Raw genomic sequence first — 16,359 nt, 5'->3', positions numbered from 1 at the left:
TTTATGTTCGGGCAGAGGGTGTTTTTTTGTCCGGCAAATAAAAAAAGCCGGCGTGCAAATCCGGGAAGATACCGCTCCTCCCGGATAGCCGCCGGTCTTATTTCTTGATGTAGGGCTTCACTTTCTCGATGACTTCGTCCTCGGTCGGAGCCGCGATGTAACGTCCGTTGATGAAGACGAACGCTCTCTTGCCGCATGGACCGCAGTAGGACTTGCAGCCGATTTTGATGTCGGCGGCCGGATCGAGCTTCTGCAGCTTTGGAATGATCGTTTTCAGACGCATGAAGTTGCATTTCTCGCAGACGCGGATGTCGTTCTTCGATGCGGGCTTATCCTCCTGCCGGGCGGGCAGCGTCTCAGTGGTCACCGTGGTTTCCTTTGGCCGGATTCGTGACGACGAATCCTTCTTCCGGGGTGTAGAGATAATCGATCTTCACGCCGTCCAGCAGCTCGACGCCCTTCTCGAGCAGCACGTCGATGTCCTTGTCCGTCGATACGAGCTCGTCCTTCTCCGTCGGATCGTCGATGCCGAGCCCGTAGTGGGCATGATCTCCGTGGGAGTGGGTGATGTAGACGCGCAGCTTCTTGCCTTCATGCTCGGGCTTGTCCAGCTCCAGCTTCAGCACCTTCGCGGCATTGCGGGTAATTTTGCAATTCATGGCGGTTCCTCCTGGCTATAAAGTAAAGCTTGCCCGCTGCAGGCGCGGCAAGCTTGTCGACTGCATCTCTCTCATCCAGTAATTCTATCGAAAGACGGCCAAAACATCAAGACGCGCCGTACTTGTTTTCCATTCCTTTGGCGAACCAGCTGGCCGCCATCATCGTCACCGCGATGTCGTCCACGGGCATGAACGGCATGACGTCCGGAAGAACCCAGTACAGTCCGACAGGAATAAGAAACAGCAGCTTATCCGTCAGCTTGACGTTCTTGGAGCGCAGCAGCCGGAATACCCGGACAAACACATGTCTCCAATGGTTGAGCGATAGAAGCTTGCGCAAGGCTCATTCCCCCTATGGTTCTATCTTCCCCGGATCCGGCGCGAGCCAAACCCGGCGAAGGGTTATACGAACCGGCAGCCGCAAAGGTTGCGGATCGGCAGCCGCAGCGTTGCCGGCCCGGTGCACGGACGTCTTCCGAAGGGACCGCTCCAAAGAGGTTTTTCCTTTCTTTTATCCCGAATAAAGGGTTTGTGCCGCAAGGATGGCGAATTACACATAGTCGCGACGGAGAAGCATCTCCGCAAGCGCAGAAATGACATCCCCGCAAAGGATGGCCGAAGCGGAAGGAGCGTATCCGGATGGAAATTCGAACTCCCACGAACGAAGAACGGGAAGAAATCATGAGGCTCTCGCCGCAATCCACCTTTGAAGGCACGATGGGCCGGTCCAAGCCGTCCGAAGCGAAAATGAAGCTGATGGTCGGAGAGCTGCTGGCGAAAGGCTCCCGGTTTTTGATTGCGTCCGAGAACCAGGAGGTGCGGGGCTGGATTCTGTTCGGAAAAAGAACGGATGAGTTCTCCGACCAGGAAATCGGCTTCATCTACGAGCTCTTTGTCCTTCCGGAAGCGAGAGGGCAGTCCATTGCGAGCCGCTTGATGGAGCGGGCCGTCGAACAGATGAGACAAGAGAGCTGCTCCGAAATCCGTCTCAACGCGTACGTGGAAAACCGCCATGCGATCCGGCTGTATGAGCGGCTGGGATTCGCAGCCAGAAACATAACGATGAGCTTGCCATTATAAAAAGCAGAGAGCGGCTCGGATATCGAGCCGCTCTCTGCTTTTTCAGCTTCAATCAGCAGCCGGCATCCATTCCTCTTCAATCAGCAGCCGGCACAAGAAGCCGGCTGCATTCATTCCCATCAACCGCCGTCAACGACCGGCTGCCATTTCATTCTTTTGCCGCAGGCAGGCTGCCGCTTCCCGTTCCGTTCCACGACGGCGCCTATTCTCTCTCCATCGCGATCCGCAGCACCTCGTCCAGCAGCAGGCTCACGCGGAAGTACATGCCGCTCCACTGCTCCAACGGCAGAGGATTGACGCCCAGGCCCGCTTCCACCGTAAATCCCGGCCTGCGGAAGCGCCGGATGAACCAGTCCTTGAATCCGGCATCGCTGTCTGTCAGGGCGACGGGAGCGTAACCGCTGGCAGCGCCGAGCCTTGCCGCCATCTCCTCCGCCCCCGGAGGCTCGAAGCCCCGGTAGTTCCAGTAGATCTCTTCCCCCTGGGTATGCAGGGCGACGACGATATCGAAGGATTCGCGTTCCGTAAGGGCAGCCACCGTTCGAGCCTCTGGCTCGCTGAGCGGGCATTCCCCCGAATAATCCCGCGGACCTGGGCCAGACACTCCGCGGCGCTGACGCTCCTCCTCCCAGCCGGCCGGAAACTGGTCGTTCAGGTCGACGCCGCGGATATTCGCCTTCCAGCCGCTGAAGTCGAGGCTGCCGCCATTCCATTCCAGGAGCTGGCGTCCGTAAGGATGGCCGTCCGTCACGCCCTCGAGCACAAGCTCCACTCCATCCGGATTGACCATCGGCAGCAGCCATACCGTCGTTTCCGCGGCGAAACGATCTCCCGAAGCTTCACGTGCGGCCAACGCCTCCGCATACTTCATCAGAATGAGACTTGTCATCCATTCATTGGCGTGGAAGGAAGCGTTGATCTGGACGTAGCGCGGCCCGCGTCCGAAGCGCAGCGCCTCGATCGGCTTGCCCATGACGCTCGTGCCGGCAGGCACTCTCGGGAGGCAAGGGTAGCGCCTCTTCAACGCATCCAGATCGGCCGCCAGAACGGCCGGTCCGTACAGGCATGGACGTACAATGTCGTTGTCTTGGACATTCATGGAGGATCCCGCCCTTTATGGAGATACGACCATTGTATGCGGGAACTTGCCCACCTAACACGCCTCCGGCGGGAACCGGGCAGAATGCGGCTCCAACGACGGAGCGGCGAGATATTCCGCCATGGGCTGTACATTTCTCCCGCAAAGTTTCGCTCATCCATGACGGTCCAAGCCCGAACAGCCCCCTGCCATAAAGGCAAGGGGCCGCGAAGCTGCCATCCGTTCTACCCGATCTTCGGAATTTGCCAGACGACCGGGGTCAGCTCGATCTGCTCGCCGAGCCATTGCTGGGCGATCCGCTTGAACATCTTGGGCTCGCCGCTGCAGAAGAACTGGTGGATCGGCAGCTCGGGCCCGTGCGCGAGCTTGCCCGATTCCTGCAAAATCGTGCTCATCTCGCGGGCCGTCTCGTTGTCGGAGCTGATCAGCTTGACGCCGCTGCCCATCACTTCCTGAATCGTCTCCGACAGGAACGGATAATGGGTGCAGCCGAGGATGAGCGTGTCGAGCGGTATGTCCTTGAGCTTCTCCATCGATTCGCGGACCGTATCCATCGTCTCCTTGGAGCGGAAGTTGCCCTGCTCCACCAAAGGCACGAAAAGCGGACAAGCCAGGCTCACGACATGGATATTGGGATTGAGCCGCTTGAGCGCGTCCTCGTATGCGCGGCTGCGGACCGTTCCGACCGTCCCGATGACGCCGACGATGCCGGTCTTCGTCTGGTTGATGGCCGCTCTGGCGCCGGGGTTGATGACGCCGACGACCGGAACGTCCACCATGGAGCGGATATCCTCGAGCGCCGCGGCCGTTGCCGTATTGCAGGCGATAATGATCATTTTAGGCTTATACTGCATCAAATAGGAGACGATCTCCTGAGTGAACCGGACGACTTCATCGGACGGACGCGGCCCGTAGGGCGTTCGTGCGGTATCTCCGAAGTAGATGACCTTCTCGCGGGGCAGCTGTCTCATCACTTCCTTGACAACCGTCAGCCCGCCTACTCCGGAATCTAGGATGGCTATGGGTCTTTGCACGTACACACCGCTTTCCATGAACAAAATGAGGGTCCGTTTTTGACTATGACAGCATATGAATGCCGTCTTTCAAACGTACCTTCATCTTAGCGGATTAGACAGGCCTGTTCAAGCCGAGGAGCGGCCGGCTTCGCCGGCTGGGCGCTCTCGGCAGGCCTCGCTGGACGCAAGGAGCCCGGTGGCGTCCGGGACAGCGGCAGGGTGACGGTGAAGACGGCTCCTTCCTCGGAATCGTTGTGCGCTGCAATGGCTCCGCCGTGCATCTCCACGATCTTCCGGCTGATGGACAAGCCGAGGCCGCTGCCGCCGCCGGTCCGGGTCCTCGACGGGTCGGCCTTGTAAAAGCGCTCGAAAATATGAGGCAGGCTGGCGTTCGGAATGCCGGTCCCCGTATCCTTGAAGGTGACGACCGCCTCCTCGCCCGTCCTCCGCAGCGTAATCTGGATGGACCCGCCGTCCGGCGTGAACTTGACGGCGTTATGAAGGAGATTGATCCATACCTGATCAAGCAGGTCGGCGTCCGCATCACTTTCGGCCGGGTCCATCTGCGCCTCGACCTCCAGGCTTTTGGCGCTCCACTGGGGCTCGCCGGCCAGGATGACCCGCTGCAGCTGCTTGTCGAGCCGGACCGGCACGGGATGGAACGGATGCTTGTCGGAATCGAGCGAGGCCAGCTTCAGCATGCTGTCCGACAGCCGCGATAGGCGCACGCTCTCCTGCTCGATGATATCGAGATAATGCTCCCGCTGAAGGGGAGTCAGCTCGCTGTCCTTGAGGACGCGCGCGAACCCGCCGATCGACGTGAGCGGCGATTGGATCTCGTGGGAGACGTTGGAGATGAACTCCTGGCGGAGAATCTCCATCTTGTCGAGATCGGCGGCCATGTTGTTGATGCCTTGAACAAGATTTTCCATATACCCTTCGTTCATCTCCCTCGGCACCTCGATCGACACGCGGAAGTCCCCCTTCGCAATCGCGGCCAAGGCATCCAGAATCGCTTGAAAGGCTTCCATCTGCTTTCTGCGCGCGAACCGTCCCCATAGGTACAGAATGCCTCCGAACAGGATGAAGCCAGCCCCGGATTTCAACAGCTGGCCGACCAGTGGAGCGGGCTTCCATGCAAGCCACTCGAAAAAATAAAACGACGCCGTCCAGCAAAGCACGAGCAGCACGGAAACTCTCGCCATCGTGAAGACAACCATGAGCCTGAACCTGCTTTTCGAGCCCAGCCTTTTCATTGTTTCTCCTCAAGCCTGTAGCCGAGCCCGCGGATCGTGCGGATCTCCAGATGCTCCGCCTCGGACAGCCGCTCGCGCAGCCTCTTGATATGCACGTCGACCGTACGCTCGTCTCCCTCGTAATCGAAGCCCCAGATCTGCTCGATCAGCGAGTCGCGGCTGAGCGTCTTGCCCGGGTAGCTGGCGAGCAGGAAGAGCAGCTCGAATTCCTTGAGCGGAAGGGTGGCTTCCTTGCCGCCGATCCGGCATTGGAACGTCTTGCGGTCCAGCTCGAGCTCCCCGATCCGGATCTGCTGGGAAGCCGCGATCCGGTAGCGCTTCAGCAGCGCCTTCACCCGCGCGGTCAGCTCGAGGGAATCGAACGGCTTGACGAGGTAATCGTCCGTGCCGAGCTCGAATCCCTTGATCTTATGCATCGTTTCTCCCTTGGCCGTAAGCATGAGGATCGGCATCCCCTCGTAGTTCTCTCCCAGCCGGCGGCACAGCTCCCACCCGTCCATCTCCGGCATCATGATATCGAGCACGACGAGATCGGCTCGCCTGGAAGACAGCTTGAGGAGAGCCTCGCGGCCGTCGGCCGCTTCTTCCGTCGCATAACCTTCCTTGCGGAGCAGATGGGAGACCAGCTCGCGGATATGGCTGTCGTCGTCGACGACAAGGATGTGAGTCATGTCGGTTCCGCCTTTCCAATAGCGCTTATAGGCATTTTATCGGTTTCATTCTCACTCCGTAAACCTGATGGCGCCGCATCAGCGGCTGGGCTTATCTTAACCGTCCTATATGAACTGAATATGTACACGGCAGCCTGCGCGAATAAAAAAAACAGACCCCCGCTGCGATCGGGGATCTGTCGCTTTCGAATGAGAGGCGCAGCGCTTTCGCGCGGGCCAGAGACAAGAAGCCTGTGATGCAGGCAAGAAAGGCCATGCATGCGCCTGTACAGCAGCCTGCAGCCTCCGCCGCCGTCAGCGGTATTTCGGCAGCCAGTCGCCATGGGCTTCGATCAAGTCGTCGCACAGCGCGATGATGTCGTCCATGGACAATTCCGCCGACGTATGCGGATCCAGCATGGCGGCCTGGTAAATATGCTCCTTGCGGCCGGTCGCCGCCGCCTCCAGCGTCAGCAGCTGTGTATTGATATTGGTCCGGTTCAAAGCGGCCAGCTGCGGCGGCAGATTGCCGACATGCGTAGGCTGGACTCCGCCGCGGTCGACAAGGCAAGGCACTTCCACGCACGCCTCGCTCGGCAGATTCGGAATCAGGCGGCCCGTGTTCATGACGTTGCCGCCGATCCGGAACGGCACGTCGGTCTCGATGGCTTCGATGATATGGGAAGCATATTCATGGGTCCGCTCATGCGCCAGCTCCTGCTTGCCGAGCAGCTCCTCCCGCAGCCGGTTCCAGTCGGCGATCTGATTCACGCAGCGGCGGGGATATTCATCTAACGGAATGTTGAAGCGCTCGATCAGCTCCGGATAATTCTTTTTAATGAAATACGGATGGTATTCCGCGTTATGCTCGGAGGATTCCGTCACGTAATAGCCGAATTTCAGCATCAATTCGTAACGGACCATGTCATGGTGCTTCTCCTTTTGCCGCTCCGCCGCTCTGCGTCTGATCTCCGGATACAGATCCTCCCCGTCGCGGGTCGCCTCCAGCAGCCACGCCATATGATTGATGCCGGCGATCTTCGTCTTGACGCCCTCGGCGCTGATTCCGAGGTCCTTGAACAAATGGGGCACGCACACCTGGACGCTGTGGCAGAGGCCGACCGTGTTCACCCCGCCGTAGGTGTTCATGTAATTGGTCAGCACCGCCATCGGATTCGTGTAGTTCAGGAACAGCGCGTCCGGGCAAACTTCCCGAATGTCCTCGGCAAATCCATGCATGACCGGAATCGTCCTCAGGTTGCGGAAGATGCCGCCGATGCCGACCGTGTCCGCGATCGTCTGGCGCAGGCCGTATTTCTTCGGAATCTCGAAGTCCGTAATCGTGCAGGGATCGTATCCGCCCACCTGGATGGCGTTGATGACATATTTGGCTCCGCGCAGAGCTTCCTTCCGGTCGGAATAAGCCTTGATCCGGCAGCTGCTTCCGCTGGTCGTCTTGATCGCGCCGAGGAGCTGCTCCGATTCCTTCATCCGCTCGGGATTGATGTCGTACAGAGCCAGCTCGAATGACTGCAGAGACGGCGTCTTCATGACGTCGCCGAGCACATTTCGCACGAACACCGTGCTGCCTGCGCCGAGGAAGGTGATTTTGTCCATAGGCTGCATCCTCCTTGATTACGTTCCATTTGTGTGCCTGCCAGCCCGGCCTGAGACCTTGATCCGGCTAGAGCGGCTAAGGGCCGGCACCTCGTCATCATTGTAAAATAACGCTTTCAGCAGCGGTATGGAACGTTGGCGGCAATGCATGGACATTTGTCGTCGTTTCCGCTACTGTGGGATCAGAACAAGCCAAGGAGGCTCCGCCCGATGCCAGCCACTCCGGACCACTACGATTTCAAGGTCAGCGACAACCCGGGCTCTGTGCCTGCGGCCGAATTGACGGTTCTGTTCAGCGGGGAAGGCAGCCCGATACCCGGTCATGAGAACGGTCCCGGCATTCATGATTACGTCCTCATCCATACCGTTACAGGCGGCAAGGGAACATTCCGCTGCGGGGACAAGGACGCTGCGCTGTCTTCCGGCGACAGCTTTGCGATTTTTCCAGGCGTCTTGTTCCAATATACGGCGGACAGCGAGGATCCCTGGCAGTACAACTGGGTCGCCTTCCGGGGACATGCCGCCCTGCATCTGCTCGCCGAGGCCGGGATTACGCCGGAAAAGCCCGCCATTCTCGGGCAAGGAAGCGGCAACGCAGCGGAGCTGTATGCCCGGCTGCGTGATTCCCTCGCATCGGGAAACAGCGCTTCCCTGATGGACATGGAGGCGAGCGGCTGGCTCCGGCTGCTGCTGGCCGAGTTCGCCCGCCTGCAGCCGGATGCCGCTACGCCGTCGGCCCGCTCCACCGCCGCAGCCCGCCGGCAGGCGGAGCAGGCTGCGCGCTGGCTGCAGACGCATTATGCCGAAGCCGTGTCCATCTCGGAGCTGGCCAAAGCTCTCGGCTACCATCGTTCCCATCTGTCCAAGGTGTTCCGAAGCGTCACCGGCCTCTCTCCCATGCAATATCTCCAAAATATCCGCCTGCGCCGGGCGATGGCGCTGCTCGGCACGGAGCTGAGCGTGGAGCAGGTGGCGGCGTCCTGCGGATTTTCCGATCCGCTCTATTTCTCCCGGCAGTTCAAGCGCAGCGCCGGCTGCTCGCCTTCCGCCTACCGGGCGCGGCTTGTGAACCCATGAACAAAACAGGCAGCCCCGAAGCGATCGCTTCGGGGCTGCCTGTCGGAATGCGAAAAGCAGGTTCTGTCAGACCTGCTGGATCTCTCGACGAGATCCTGTTGCTGCGGAGACAGGTTTTGCCTCTAAACCTGCTGGATCTTGATGAGATTGGTCGCTCCGGAGCGTCCGCTCGGCACGCCGGAGGAGATGACGACATAATCGCCTTCATGCAGCAATCCCGTCTTGCTGCCGTCGACGATCGCGGACTGGAGCAGCTCGTCCGTGCTCGTCGCGCGCTCTCCGAGCACGGGAATGACGCCGCGCAGCAGGCTCAGCTTGGCCGTGACGCGAGGATCCGGCGTGATGGCGATGATAGGAGCCTTCGGCCGGTACTTCGATACCATGCGCGCCGTGAATCCGGATTCCGTCGGCGTCAGGATCGCCTTGGCATCGAGATCGATCGAGGAGCCTACGGCCGCCTGGCTGATGACCTCGGTCGTCGTCGTGGCGTGGAGCGCCCGGCGCGACTGGAATTCAAGCCGGTAGTTCAGCATGGACTCCGCCTTGACGGCGATCGAGGCCATGCGGCGCACCGATTCCACCGGATACTTGCCGGCAGCCGTCTCGCCGGAGAGCATGATGCAGTCGGTGCCCTGCTGCACGGCGCCGGCGACGTCGCTCACTTCCGCGCGTGTAGGGCGCGGGTTGACCTGCATCGACTCCAGCATATGGGTGGCGACGATGACCGGCTTGCCTGCAATGTTGCACTTCGTAATCATTTCTTCCTGAAGGGCAGGCACGTCCTCGACCGGAATCTCCACGCCGAGGTCGCCGCGGGCGACCATGATGCCGTCCGATGCCTCGATGATGGCATCCAGGTTCTCGACGCCTTCGTCATTTTCGATTTTGGAGATGATCTGGATATGTCCGGCGCCGTTCTCTTCGAGAATCTGGCGGATCTCCATGATGTCTTCCGCTTTGCGGACGAACGAGGCGGCGATGATGTCCACGTTCTCGCCGATCCCGAAGTGGATATGCTTGACGTCGCGCTCCGTGACGCCGGGCAGGCGGGTGCGCACGCCGGGCAGGTTGACGCCTTTGCGGGGCTTCAGCATGCCGCCGCTGACGATCTCGCAGCGGATCTCGGTGCCGCCGGATTCCTTCACCTTCAGCTCGATCAGGCCGTCGTCGATCAGAATCGTGCTGCCTTCATGCACATCCTCCGGCAAGCCGGGGTAGTTGACGGAGATGCGGGATGCGTCGCCTTCGAGCTCGATCGTGGTGAGCACCAGCTCGGCGCCCGTCTGCAGGTGGACCGATGGGGCGGAGAGCTTGCCGATCCGCACCTCGGGTCCTTTGATGTCCATCAGGATGGGAACAAGCTGGCCGCCGACAGCGGCCGAAGCCTCGCGGACCGAGCGGATGCGGGCGGCATGATCCTCCAGCTCACCGTGAGCCATGTTGATGCGGGCCACGTTCATGCCGGCCTCCATCATTTGCTTGAGGGTGTCGACCGACTCGCTTGCCGGACCGAGCGTACATACGATTTTTGTTTTGCGCAGCATAATTGAAGTCCTCCTAGGTGTTTGCTTCCTCCATTGTACCTGTTGAAGAAGACCAAAACGACGTCCTATAGTATAATAAAAAACCTATAGTACGATAAAAGGAGCCAACCGATGGCGCAATTGCCCAACAACTGGGATATCAACCGGATTCAAGGAAATTCCGAATCGCTGATCAGCCGCCGATCGGACGATCGGAATGCATTGCTGCTGGCCAGCTACGGCAAGTTCACGCTTGAAATAGACGGGGAGCCGATCGGGACCGCCCGAGGAGACCTCATCTTCATTCCCGCGGCGGCAGAGGCCAGGTCCGTCGCTCTGCCGGGAGTGTTTCATGAGATGTATGTCATCTGGTTCAGCATGGAATCATCCCTGGCCTCCGGCTTTCCCCTTCCGGAGAGATGGGATCGGACAAGGCCTGCCGCCTATGATCTGCTGCTCGACCGGATCAAGTCGATGCTCGGCGAAAGCAAGGAGGGACTGCCCTACTCGCGCTTGCTGGGAACGGGGCTGCTGCTGGAAATAGTGGCTTTATGGGGAAGAGAGCGGTCCAAGGGTGAAGCCAAGGCAGCCGGAAGCCGCCATATCGACAAGATGAAAGCTTTCCTTCAGGATCATTACCGGGAGCATGTGACTAAGGAAGAGCTTGGCGAATGCATCGGCCGCACGCCGAATTATGCCGCTTCGCTGTTCCGAAGCGGCACCGGTCAGACCATCAGCGGTTATGTCCATTCCTTGCGGATGAAAACGGCGGTGTATATGCTGCAGGAATCGCTGCTCACCGTGGAAGAAATCGCGGCCTATCTCGGCTATGCCGAGGTATCCTACTTTCAGCGGGTGTTCAAGCGCTCCTACGGAGAACCGCCGTCTATGTACGCCAGCCGCATCCGCTAGGATGAGCTGGAGGCTCCTCAGATTTTGCCGGAGCCGTCTTCTTCGGCATCGATCGACTCAATGTGTTCATTAATGACGAAATCCGAGACGTCCAGATCGTCGTGCGAAGCCGCCGATGCGATGACCGCGAGCTCGCGATCTTCGCCGCGGTCCCAGAACTTGATTCCGGATGCCAAGGTTTCGGCCGTTTGAATGGCTTTATCCTTCAGCGCCGTTGCTCCGGCAGCCGTCTGCCTTGCCGCTGCCGCAGCCTTGTCGCCGATGATCTCGCCGATTTCAACCGCCGTGTCGGCCGCCTTGGCCGCATACTCGCCGATGTCGGAGCGCAGCTCGCGGCCCGACTTCGGAGCCAGCAGCAGCGCCGTCACCGATCCGACGATACCTCCCGCAATTGCGCCCCATGCAAATCCATATTTCTTCTTCGCCATCTTAATCGCTCCCTTCCTCGTTAGGGTTCCCATTGTTCCGTCCGGAACATGCAGAGATTCCAAGCTTTTCGCGGCGGCTGCGCCAAAACATCCATCCTTCGAGCGCGACCTCGGCGATGCCGATCGCCTGATCGATCTGCTCCCGGTATTTGCCGGCCGCCTGCTCCACGCGGACTGCAGCCGATTCGGCCGTGTCCGCAGCCGCATGGGCGAGCTTTCGCGCCGCGAGCTGCGCATGGTTCGCTGCGTCCTGCAGCTTGAGAGCGGATTCCAGCACCGGACCGAGCAGCATCAGCTGCCTCCTCGCTTCCTCGGCCGCCTCTCTTGCGGGCCGCAGAGCATGGCGCGCATCGCTCAGAAGCTCGTCAAGCTGCTCCAGCGATTTGTTTCCTGACGACTGGGCTTCTTCCATCCACGCTTTCAGACGGCGAAGCACCCCGACGAACTGCCATGCAGCCGCAGCGACCGCGATTGCCGCCACGGCGGCGCCCAGCGCCGCGATCCAAGCTGCCATGCCTCCACCTCCTGCATGTTCCGGTTCCGGGCGGGAGCCCATTGCCTGAGATCAGTAGATGCGGCGTGGGCTTGGCTTGACACTTCAATCTCAAAATAAAAAAACCGCCCATTGAAAGGCGGCTTCAAAACGGGCAGTCGCGATGTTATTGTTCCTTGGCGAGATAAATCTCCACCTGTTCCCGGAAGCTTGCCAGCCAGCCGGGAAGCTGCGCCGTGAATGGATGCAGCTCGCTTCGCGGCCAGTCATAATATTCCTGAACGAGCTTGCGGCGCAGCGAGGCCAGCTCCGCCAAGCTGCGGGCAAGCCCGGCATCGATGACTTCCTCGCCGCCGATGATTTCGACAATATCCTCGTAGCTGCTGGCATCCCTCATGATATAACCGTCGATGAGGCAGCTGCCTACGTCGGTCACGGTTTCGATCGCCAGATGGAGAGCCCTTTCCTGGGCAAGCCCTTGAAGCAGGGTTCCCTGCCAGCCGGCCGCCAGCTCCCTCAGCGCCTGCTCAAGCTCCGGCATGGCGCCGAGCCTGAGACGGATGTCTTGCACGTTGACGTAATACATGAAGCGCCTCCGTTATCGGTTATTCTTTTTTCTGCCGCGCCGTTTCAGCCAGACGATCATGATGATGCTGCTGACGATGACGACGAACAGATAGACGATCATCTGATAAAAATCTTCCCCAAGCGATTCTTCCTGCATAGTTACGCACCTTCCTTAAGAAGCCGGAGCTCCTCCTGCTTGTTGGTTCAGCCTATGTAGTCCACGCTCACGGAAGATTCGCGGGCCTCGTTCATGTGCTCGATGACCTTCTGGTGAACGGGATGCACCTGGTATTCGCCAAGAGCTTCCAGGGAATCGAACCTGGTTACGAGCGCGATATCGTACGAACGCTCGGAATGGACGACATCAACGCCTACCTCCAGATGCCGGAGCACCTCGATGCGGCCTTCCATGCCGCGAAGGACGGAGGCCGTGCGCTCCACGCTGTCTGCGCTGCGGTCTTTGAGGCGGAAGAACACGATATGGGTCAGCATAGTAGTGAAAACGCTCCCTCTTGATCATGAATCGGCGCGGAACTTGCATCACCTGCATGTCCCGAGCCCTTTTGACCCATAATAACTCAAGCCGCATCATTCGGCAATGCCAGCAGAAGGGAGCAAGAACAGGTGCGTTATCCCGTCACGATCGCCGCGGTCCTGATCAGCCTTGCCCTATGCCTTTTCAGCTCAACGGGGTATGATCCCCATAACTTCTTCTTTTTCATGTTCAGTCCTGTCGCCTGGATCTCGGATGTCTTCTACGATATCCATGCCACGCCGGTCTTGATCATGTACATCCTCACGATCGCCTGTTATGCGGCCATCGGGTATGCCTGCGACCGGATCATCCAAGCCGAGCGCCGCAAAAGAAACGCTGCCTGAAAATCGGAAAGCCCTTGGGGACGCCTGCTTCGTGCAGGTTCCGCGAGGGCTTTTTCCGTTCGCCTGCCGATCCGGGCTCAAGCCGGCTGCAGCCGGCCGTTCTCCAGCTTCAGCACGCGGTCGCAATACTCCAGCACCCGATCGTCATGGGTGACCATGATTCCCGCCTTCTTCTGCGCCTTCACGCCGTCCCGCAGCATGCGGACGACATCCCTTCCGCGCTCGGCATCCAGGCTTGCCGTCGGCTCGTCGGCATAGATGACCGAAGGATCGTTCATCCACGCGCGGGCGACGGCTGTCCGCTGCCGCTCGCCCCCGGACAGCTTCTCGGGATAGGATCTGCTCCTGCGGGCCAGCCCCAGCAGCTCCAGCAGCTCCTTGGCCCGCTTCGAGGCTTCGGCGGCCGGAGTTCCGGCCAGCTTGGCGACCAGCAGCAGCTGCTCCTCGACGCGCAGGTACGGAATGAGGTTCGCGGATTGAAACACGAAGCCGAGCTTGGTGAGCCGCAGATCCGCCAGCTGCCCGGCGTCCATGCCGCCGAGCGGCCGCCCGTCTACGCTCACCTCGCCTCCGGTCGGAGACAGCAGCGCTCCGGCGATCGAGAGGAAGGTGCTTTTGCCGGAGCCGGAAGGTCCGGTCACGGCGACCAGCTCCCCCTCTCCGACTTCCAGCGACAAGCCGTCCAGAATCGTTACGCTTGATTCGCCGTCCTGGAACGTCTGGGTCACATTTTCCATAAGCAATCTCGGTTTCATCATGCCGTCCTCCCTATCGCATCCAGCGCGTCGGTGCGCGCCACCTTAATGACAGACAACAGCGAGCCGACTATCGAAGTAGCTAGAAACAAGGCGCAGGTGAAGGCCGTCGTGCCGGCATCGAGCTGGAACGGGACCGTGGAGGGCATCGCCGCACGCATCGCCCAGATGAGCAGCAGGCTCCCCGTCAAGCTGGCCGCGGCAAGCAGGAGCACCTGCCAGAGGACGCTTGCCGACAAATAGCCGGTTCTGGAGCCGATCGCCTTCAAGATGCCGAATTGGCTCGTCTTCTGGATGGTCATGACATAAAAGAACACCGCCAGGACGAATGCCGATATGACGAACAGAAACGCGATCATCATGACCAGCGTGCCTTGCTCCTCGGAATAGCCGGGAATCGCCTGGATGATCTGCTTCTTGGCGAGCAGCTCCGTGCCGGGCAGCTTGCCCTGCAGCGCTTGCGCATCGGCCTGGCTGCCGCGGAAAGCGATCGTGTTGTAGCCGCTTTCCCGTCCGGACTGCTGCAGCTTGCTCCATTCCGCGGGGCTGACGAACGCCGCCGGCGTATGGCTGTAGGATTCATCCTTCACGAAGCCGGAGACGGTCCAGCTGCGGCCCGTTACCGTGTCGGTAAGCTTCGTCCCGAGCTCGACTCCCGATTCCGACAGCTTCCGGTCCACGAGTATGGCGCCATCCGTTCCTGCGGCCGGCTTCGTCCCCTCGACAACGGGCGGCGCCAGCCATCCTTCCGGCTCCACGGACATGAGCGCGGCATCCAGCTTGGCCCCCGTCGCCTCGTTCTGAAGCGAAGCCATGCGCACGCCAAGCAGCTGGACGGCTTCCTCCCCGGCTGCCTCCTTGGCCGCTGCCGCCTGCTCCGGCGTTATCGCCGATCGGGCGAGCCGGCTGTCCGAGCCTTTCTGGACAATAAAGTAATCGGCCTTCATATTCACGACCGAGGATGCGTTCGCATAGGACAATCCTTGCGCCAGCCCGGTCACGAACAGCACCAGAAAAGATACGAGCAGCATGATCGTCGTGATCAGCGCGTACTTCAGCTTGGAATGCCTGATTTCCCGCAAAGCCAAAAACATGAACATCTCCTCCTTCTCATGCCTTCAGCTTAGAGCTGCTGCGTGAACGGAGCGTGAACCGGAGATTACAAGCAGCCGCACGGCTCCGGGCTGAGCAGCCGGACGCCGCTTCCGCCCGGGCAGGCCGATTGAGTCCGAGCAGAAGGCTCAGCGGCTTCGCCGGCCGCATCTCGGAGCGATCGCCAGATCGCTGAAACGCAAAAAAAAGCGTTCCTCCTCTTAAGGAGAAACGCTTTTCCCATCTGCATGCTACTCGACGACGAGCTCGGATACCATGTTCGCATGTCCGGTTCCGCACATGACGGAACAGTGCATTTTGTAGCGGCCCGGCTTGTCGAAGGTAACTTCCTGCTCCATCTTGTCGCCTTGCAGGTCGATGCCGAAGTCCTCGATGGCAAGGCCGTGCATGCCGCTCTTGTTGTGCAGGACGAGCTTGTACTTCTGGCCGGCCTTGACTTTGTATTCCTTCTGGTCGAACACGAAGTCCTGCGATGCGGTTACCTTCAGCAGCTCGACGCCCTCGGGCAGTCCGGCGCTTTCGTCCTTCGGAGGCAGCGGAAGTCCGAGCGTCAGCATGTACAGACCCAGCAGGGCTGCGATAATCAGCATTGTCGACATTACGTATTTCATGCGTTCCTTGCTCCCCTTCATGCTTAGATGAGATGCCCATATTTGACCATGACTGCTTCTATAATACCTAAGAACAGGAAATGATCACAAGCTTTAACCGTTTTCAATTTTATTTTATCCCGAAATGTTTGACAGATTCATGAACATTCCGTGGCGATCATGAATCTTTTTTGCGGAAGATTTCAATGAAAGCCTTGATCCTTCCCGGCAGCGGCAAGCCGATCCGGCCGTAATTCTCCGTGATGGACAACAGCTCGTTGCCCGTATAAAAGAAGATCGCAGCCGTCATGACGGCGTTGCCTCCCATAAGCTCGTCTATCCGGTGCGCGATGAGGATGACGAGCAGCGTCAGTCCCTTGCGGGCCAGCCCCCACCAGCCGACGAGGCTGCTCAGACGCCTGCCTTCGCTCAGCGAGGCCGCCATTCCGGAAATATAATCGACCGCCATGCAGACGAGCAGCAGCGTCAGCGATTGATGCCAGGCGCCGAACGCAAACCCGATCATGGAGCCGATGATCGCAACAAGCGAGCCCGTGGAAGAATCTTTCATTCCTGCTCCCCCCTCTATCAGCATTTGATAGATTATCCTATGCCGATAACAGGGGGATGCGATGGTTGTCCGCC

22 protein-coding genes are annotated in these 16,359 nt (G+C 59.7%); 4 read left to right on the top strand and 18 right to left on the bottom strand.

Translation table 11 applies throughout. The features are described 5' to 3' along the window. Positions 1-97: 97 nt before the first annotated feature. The 3 genes from VE23_RS00580 to VE23_RS00570 all read right to left on the bottom strand — a co-directional run bounded on the left by VE23_RS00580 (position 98) and on the right by VE23_RS00570 (position 999). A complete protein-coding gene (locus tag VE23_RS00580) occupies positions 98-367 on the bottom strand; it encodes a DUF1450 domain-containing protein (protein WP_021880733.1) in 270 nt (89 codons plus the stop codon). Then, positions 357-659, bottom strand: coding sequence for a HesB/YadR/YfhF-family protein (locus VE23_RS00575; RefSeq protein WP_021880732.1), 303 nt, complete (start codon positions 657-659; stop codon positions 357-359). The genes VE23_RS00580 and VE23_RS00575 overlap by 11 nt, the downstream gene beginning before the upstream one ends. Before the next feature lie 106 nt (positions 660-765). Continuing rightward, positions 766-999 (bottom strand): hypothetical protein, encoded by a 234-nt coding sequence (locus tag VE23_RS00570; RefSeq protein ID WP_021880731.1) that lies wholly within the window; start codon positions 997-999, stop codon positions 766-768. A 299-nt stretch (positions 1,000-1,298) separates the two neighbouring features. Here VE23_RS00570 and VE23_RS00565 point away from each other — a divergent pair, with 299 nt between their 5' ends. Continuing rightward, a complete protein-coding gene (locus VE23_RS00565) occupies positions 1,299-1,739 on the top strand; it encodes a GNAT family N-acetyltransferase (RefSeq protein ID WP_048748297.1) in 441 nt (146 codons plus the stop codon). Positions 1,740-1,941: 202 nt separating this feature from the next. Here the strand turns inward: VE23_RS00565 and VE23_RS00560 are convergent, their stop codons facing one another. From VE23_RS00560 to VE23_RS00540, 5 genes are all read right to left on the bottom strand, one after another. Continuing rightward, a complete protein-coding gene (locus VE23_RS00560) occupies positions 1,942-2,838 on the bottom strand; it encodes a M14 family metallopeptidase (RefSeq protein WP_048748296.1) in 897 nt (298 codons plus the stop codon). Positions 2,839-3,062: 224 nt separating this feature from the next. Beyond that, positions 3,063-3,872 (bottom strand): glutamate racemase, encoded by an 810-nt coding sequence (gene racE, locus VE23_RS00555; RefSeq protein ID WP_048748315.1) that lies wholly within the window; start codon positions 3,870-3,872, stop codon positions 3,063-3,065. A gap of 86 nt (positions 3,873-3,958) precedes the next feature. Beyond that, entirely contained in the window at positions 3,959-5,110 is a 1,152-nt protein-coding gene (locus tag VE23_RS00550) for a sensor histidine kinase (RefSeq protein WP_021880727.1), read from the bottom strand. Beyond that, positions 5,107-5,781 carry a response regulator transcription factor gene (locus VE23_RS00545; protein ID WP_021880726.1) on the bottom strand — a complete coding sequence of 225 codons (675 nt, stop codon included), beginning with the start codon at positions 5,779-5,781 and terminating at the stop codon, positions 5,107-5,109. The genes VE23_RS00550 and VE23_RS00545 overlap by 4 nt, the downstream gene beginning before the upstream one ends. Positions 5,782-6,075: 294 nt before the next feature. Next, complete coding sequence (locus VE23_RS00540) at positions 6,076-7,377, bottom strand: alpha-glucosidase/alpha-galactosidase (RefSeq protein ID WP_048748294.1); 1,302 nt, start codon at positions 7,375-7,377, stop codon at positions 6,076-6,078. Between the two features lie 210 nt (positions 7,378-7,587). Here VE23_RS00540 and VE23_RS00535 point away from each other — a divergent pair, with 210 nt between their 5' ends. Then, a complete protein-coding gene (locus tag VE23_RS00535) occupies positions 7,588-8,454 on the top strand; it encodes an AraC family transcriptional regulator (protein WP_049867063.1) in 867 nt (288 codons plus the stop codon). 122 nt (positions 8,455-8,576) lie between these two features. Here the strand turns inward: VE23_RS00535 and pyk are convergent, their stop codons facing one another. Then, the gene (gene pyk, locus VE23_RS00530) at positions 8,577-9,995 is read right to left on the bottom strand and encodes a pyruvate kinase (RefSeq protein WP_049869587.1); all 1,419 of its coding nucleotides are present in this window, start codon (positions 9,993-9,995) and stop codon (positions 8,577-8,579) included. 114 nt (positions 9,996-10,109) lie between these two features. On the opposite strand from pyk, the gene VE23_RS00525 reads away from it, so the two are divergent. Next, entirely contained in the window at positions 10,110-10,889 is a 780-nt protein-coding gene (locus VE23_RS00525; protein WP_049867062.1) for a helix-turn-helix transcriptional regulator, read from the top strand. 17 nt (positions 10,890-10,906) lie between these two features. Here VE23_RS00525 and VE23_RS26870 read toward each other — a convergent pair whose 3' ends face one another. The 5 genes from VE23_RS26870 to VE23_RS00505 form a co-directional block, all read right to left on the bottom strand. Then, a complete protein-coding gene (locus VE23_RS26870; RefSeq protein WP_048748150.1) occupies positions 10,907-11,317 on the bottom strand; it encodes a YtxH domain-containing protein in 411 nt (136 codons plus the stop codon). A 1-nt stretch (position 11,318) separates the two neighbouring features. Beyond that, complete coding sequence (locus VE23_RS26865; protein ID WP_021880372.1) at positions 11,319-11,831, bottom strand: hypothetical protein; 513 nt, start codon at positions 11,829-11,831, stop codon at positions 11,319-11,321. 145 nt (positions 11,832-11,976) lie between these two features. Beyond that, positions 11,977-12,396 carry a DUF86 domain-containing protein gene (locus VE23_RS00510; protein WP_021880371.1) on the bottom strand — a complete coding sequence of 140 codons (420 nt, stop codon included), beginning with the start codon at positions 12,394-12,396 and terminating at the stop codon, positions 11,977-11,979. A gap of 12 nt (positions 12,397-12,408) precedes the next feature. Then, entirely contained in the window at positions 12,409-12,534 is a 126-nt protein-coding gene (locus tag VE23_RS27575) for a hypothetical protein (protein ID WP_021880370.1), read from the bottom strand. Between the two features lie 47 nt (positions 12,535-12,581). Next, positions 12,582-12,869: a Dabb family protein gene (locus tag VE23_RS00505; RefSeq protein WP_021880369.1), complete on the bottom strand. Its 288-nt coding sequence runs from the start codon at positions 12,867-12,869 to the stop codon at positions 12,582-12,584. A gap of 132 nt (positions 12,870-13,001) precedes the next feature. On the opposite strand from VE23_RS00505, the gene VE23_RS00500 reads away from it, so the two are divergent. Then, positions 13,002-13,256: a hypothetical protein gene (locus tag VE23_RS00500; protein ID WP_021880368.1), complete on the top strand. Its 255-nt coding sequence runs from the start codon at positions 13,002-13,004 to the stop codon at positions 13,254-13,256. A gap of 77 nt (positions 13,257-13,333) precedes the next feature. Here the strand turns inward: VE23_RS00500 and VE23_RS00495 are convergent, their stop codons facing one another. The 4 genes from VE23_RS00495 to VE23_RS00480 all read right to left on the bottom strand — a co-directional run bounded on the left by VE23_RS00495 (position 13,334) and on the right by VE23_RS00480 (position 16,285). Then, positions 13,334-14,014, bottom strand: coding sequence for an ABC transporter ATP-binding protein (locus tag VE23_RS00495; protein WP_021880367.1), 681 nt, complete (start codon positions 14,012-14,014; stop codon positions 13,334-13,336). After that, entirely contained in the window at positions 14,011-15,105 is a 1,095-nt protein-coding gene (locus VE23_RS00490; RefSeq protein ID WP_049867061.1) for an ABC transporter permease, read from the bottom strand. Before VE23_RS00490 ends, VE23_RS00495 begins: the two co-directional genes overlap by 4 nt. 249 nt (positions 15,106-15,354) lie before the next feature. Next, positions 15,355-15,735, bottom strand: a complete 381-nt coding sequence (locus VE23_RS00485) for a cytochrome c oxidase subunit II (protein WP_048748152.1) — start codon at positions 15,733-15,735, stop codon at positions 15,355-15,357. 157 nt (positions 15,736-15,892) lie between these two features. Continuing rightward, complete coding sequence (locus VE23_RS00480) at positions 15,893-16,285, bottom strand: phage holin family protein (RefSeq protein WP_049867060.1); 393 nt, start codon at positions 16,283-16,285, stop codon at positions 15,893-15,895. Positions 16,286-16,359 lie beyond the last annotated feature (74 nt).

The sequence above is a fragment of the Paenibacillus sp. D9 genome (assembly GCF_001188365.1).
GTDB classification, from domain to species: domain Bacteria; phylum Bacillota; class Bacilli; order Paenibacillales; family Paenibacillaceae; genus Paenibacillus_O; species Paenibacillus_O humicus.
Note: the sequence above shows the minus strand (reverse complement) of the source record. Positions and strands in the feature narration are given on the sequence as shown.

Bases quoted from the DNA above. Each gene is read 5' to 3' on its own strand.
- VE23_RS00575 (WP_021880732.1), bottom strand. From the start codon at position 659: ATGAATTGCAAAATTACCCGCAATGCCGCGAAGGTGCTGAAGCTGGAG.
- VE23_RS00565 (WP_048748297.1), top strand. From the start codon at position 1,299: ATGGAAATTCGAACTCCCACGAACGAAGAACGGGAAGAAATCATGAGG.
- VE23_RS00560 (WP_048748296.1), bottom strand. From the start codon at position 2,838: ATGAATGTCCAAGACAACGACATTGTACGTCCATGCCTGTACGGACCG.
- VE23_RS00550 (WP_021880727.1), bottom strand. From the start codon at position 5,110: ATGAAAAGGCTGGGCTCGAAAAGCAGGTTCAGGCTCATGGTTGTCTTC.
- VE23_RS00545 (WP_021880726.1), bottom strand. From the start codon at position 5,781: ATGACTCACATCCTTGTCGTCGACGACGACAGCCATATCCGCGAGCTG.
- VE23_RS00540 (WP_048748294.1), bottom strand. From the start codon at position 7,377: ATGGACAAAATCACCTTCCTCGGCGCAGGCAGCACGGTGTTCGTGCGA.
- VE23_RS00535 (WP_049867063.1), top strand. From the start codon at position 7,588: ATGCCAGCCACTCCGGACCACTACGATTTCAAGGTCAGCGACAACCCG.
- VE23_RS00525 (WP_049867062.1), top strand. From the start codon at position 10,110: ATGGCGCAATTGCCCAACAACTGGGATATCAACCGGATTCAAGGAAAT.
- VE23_RS26870 (WP_048748150.1), bottom strand. From the start codon at position 11,317: ATGGCGAAGAAGAAATATGGATTTGCATGGGGCGCAATTGCGGGAGGT.
- VE23_RS26865 (WP_021880372.1), bottom strand. From the start codon at position 11,831: ATGGCAGCTTGGATCGCGGCGCTGGGCGCCGCCGTGGCGGCAATCGCG.
- VE23_RS00510 (WP_021880371.1), bottom strand. From the start codon at position 12,396: ATGTATTACGTCAACGTGCAAGACATCCGTCTCAGGCTCGGCGCCATG.
- VE23_RS27575 (WP_021880370.1), bottom strand. From the start codon at position 12,534: ATGCAGGAAGAATCGCTTGGGGAAGATTTTTATCAGATGATCGTCTAT.
- VE23_RS00505 (WP_021880369.1), bottom strand. From the start codon at position 12,869: ATGCTGACCCATATCGTGTTCTTCCGCCTCAAAGACCGCAGCGCAGAC.
- VE23_RS00495 (WP_021880367.1), bottom strand. From the start codon at position 14,014: ATGATGAAACCGAGATTGCTTATGGAAAATGTGACCCAGACGTTCCAG.
- VE23_RS00490 (WP_049867061.1), bottom strand. From the start codon at position 15,105: ATGTTTTTGGCTTTGCGGGAAATCAGGCATTCCAAGCTGAAGTACGCG.
- VE23_RS00485 (WP_048748152.1), bottom strand. From the start codon at position 15,735: ATGAAATACGTAATGTCGACAATGCTGATTATCGCAGCCCTGCTGGGT.
- VE23_RS00480 (WP_049867060.1), bottom strand. From the start codon at position 16,285: ATGAAAGATTCTTCCACGGGCTCGCTTGTTGCGATCATCGGCTCCATG.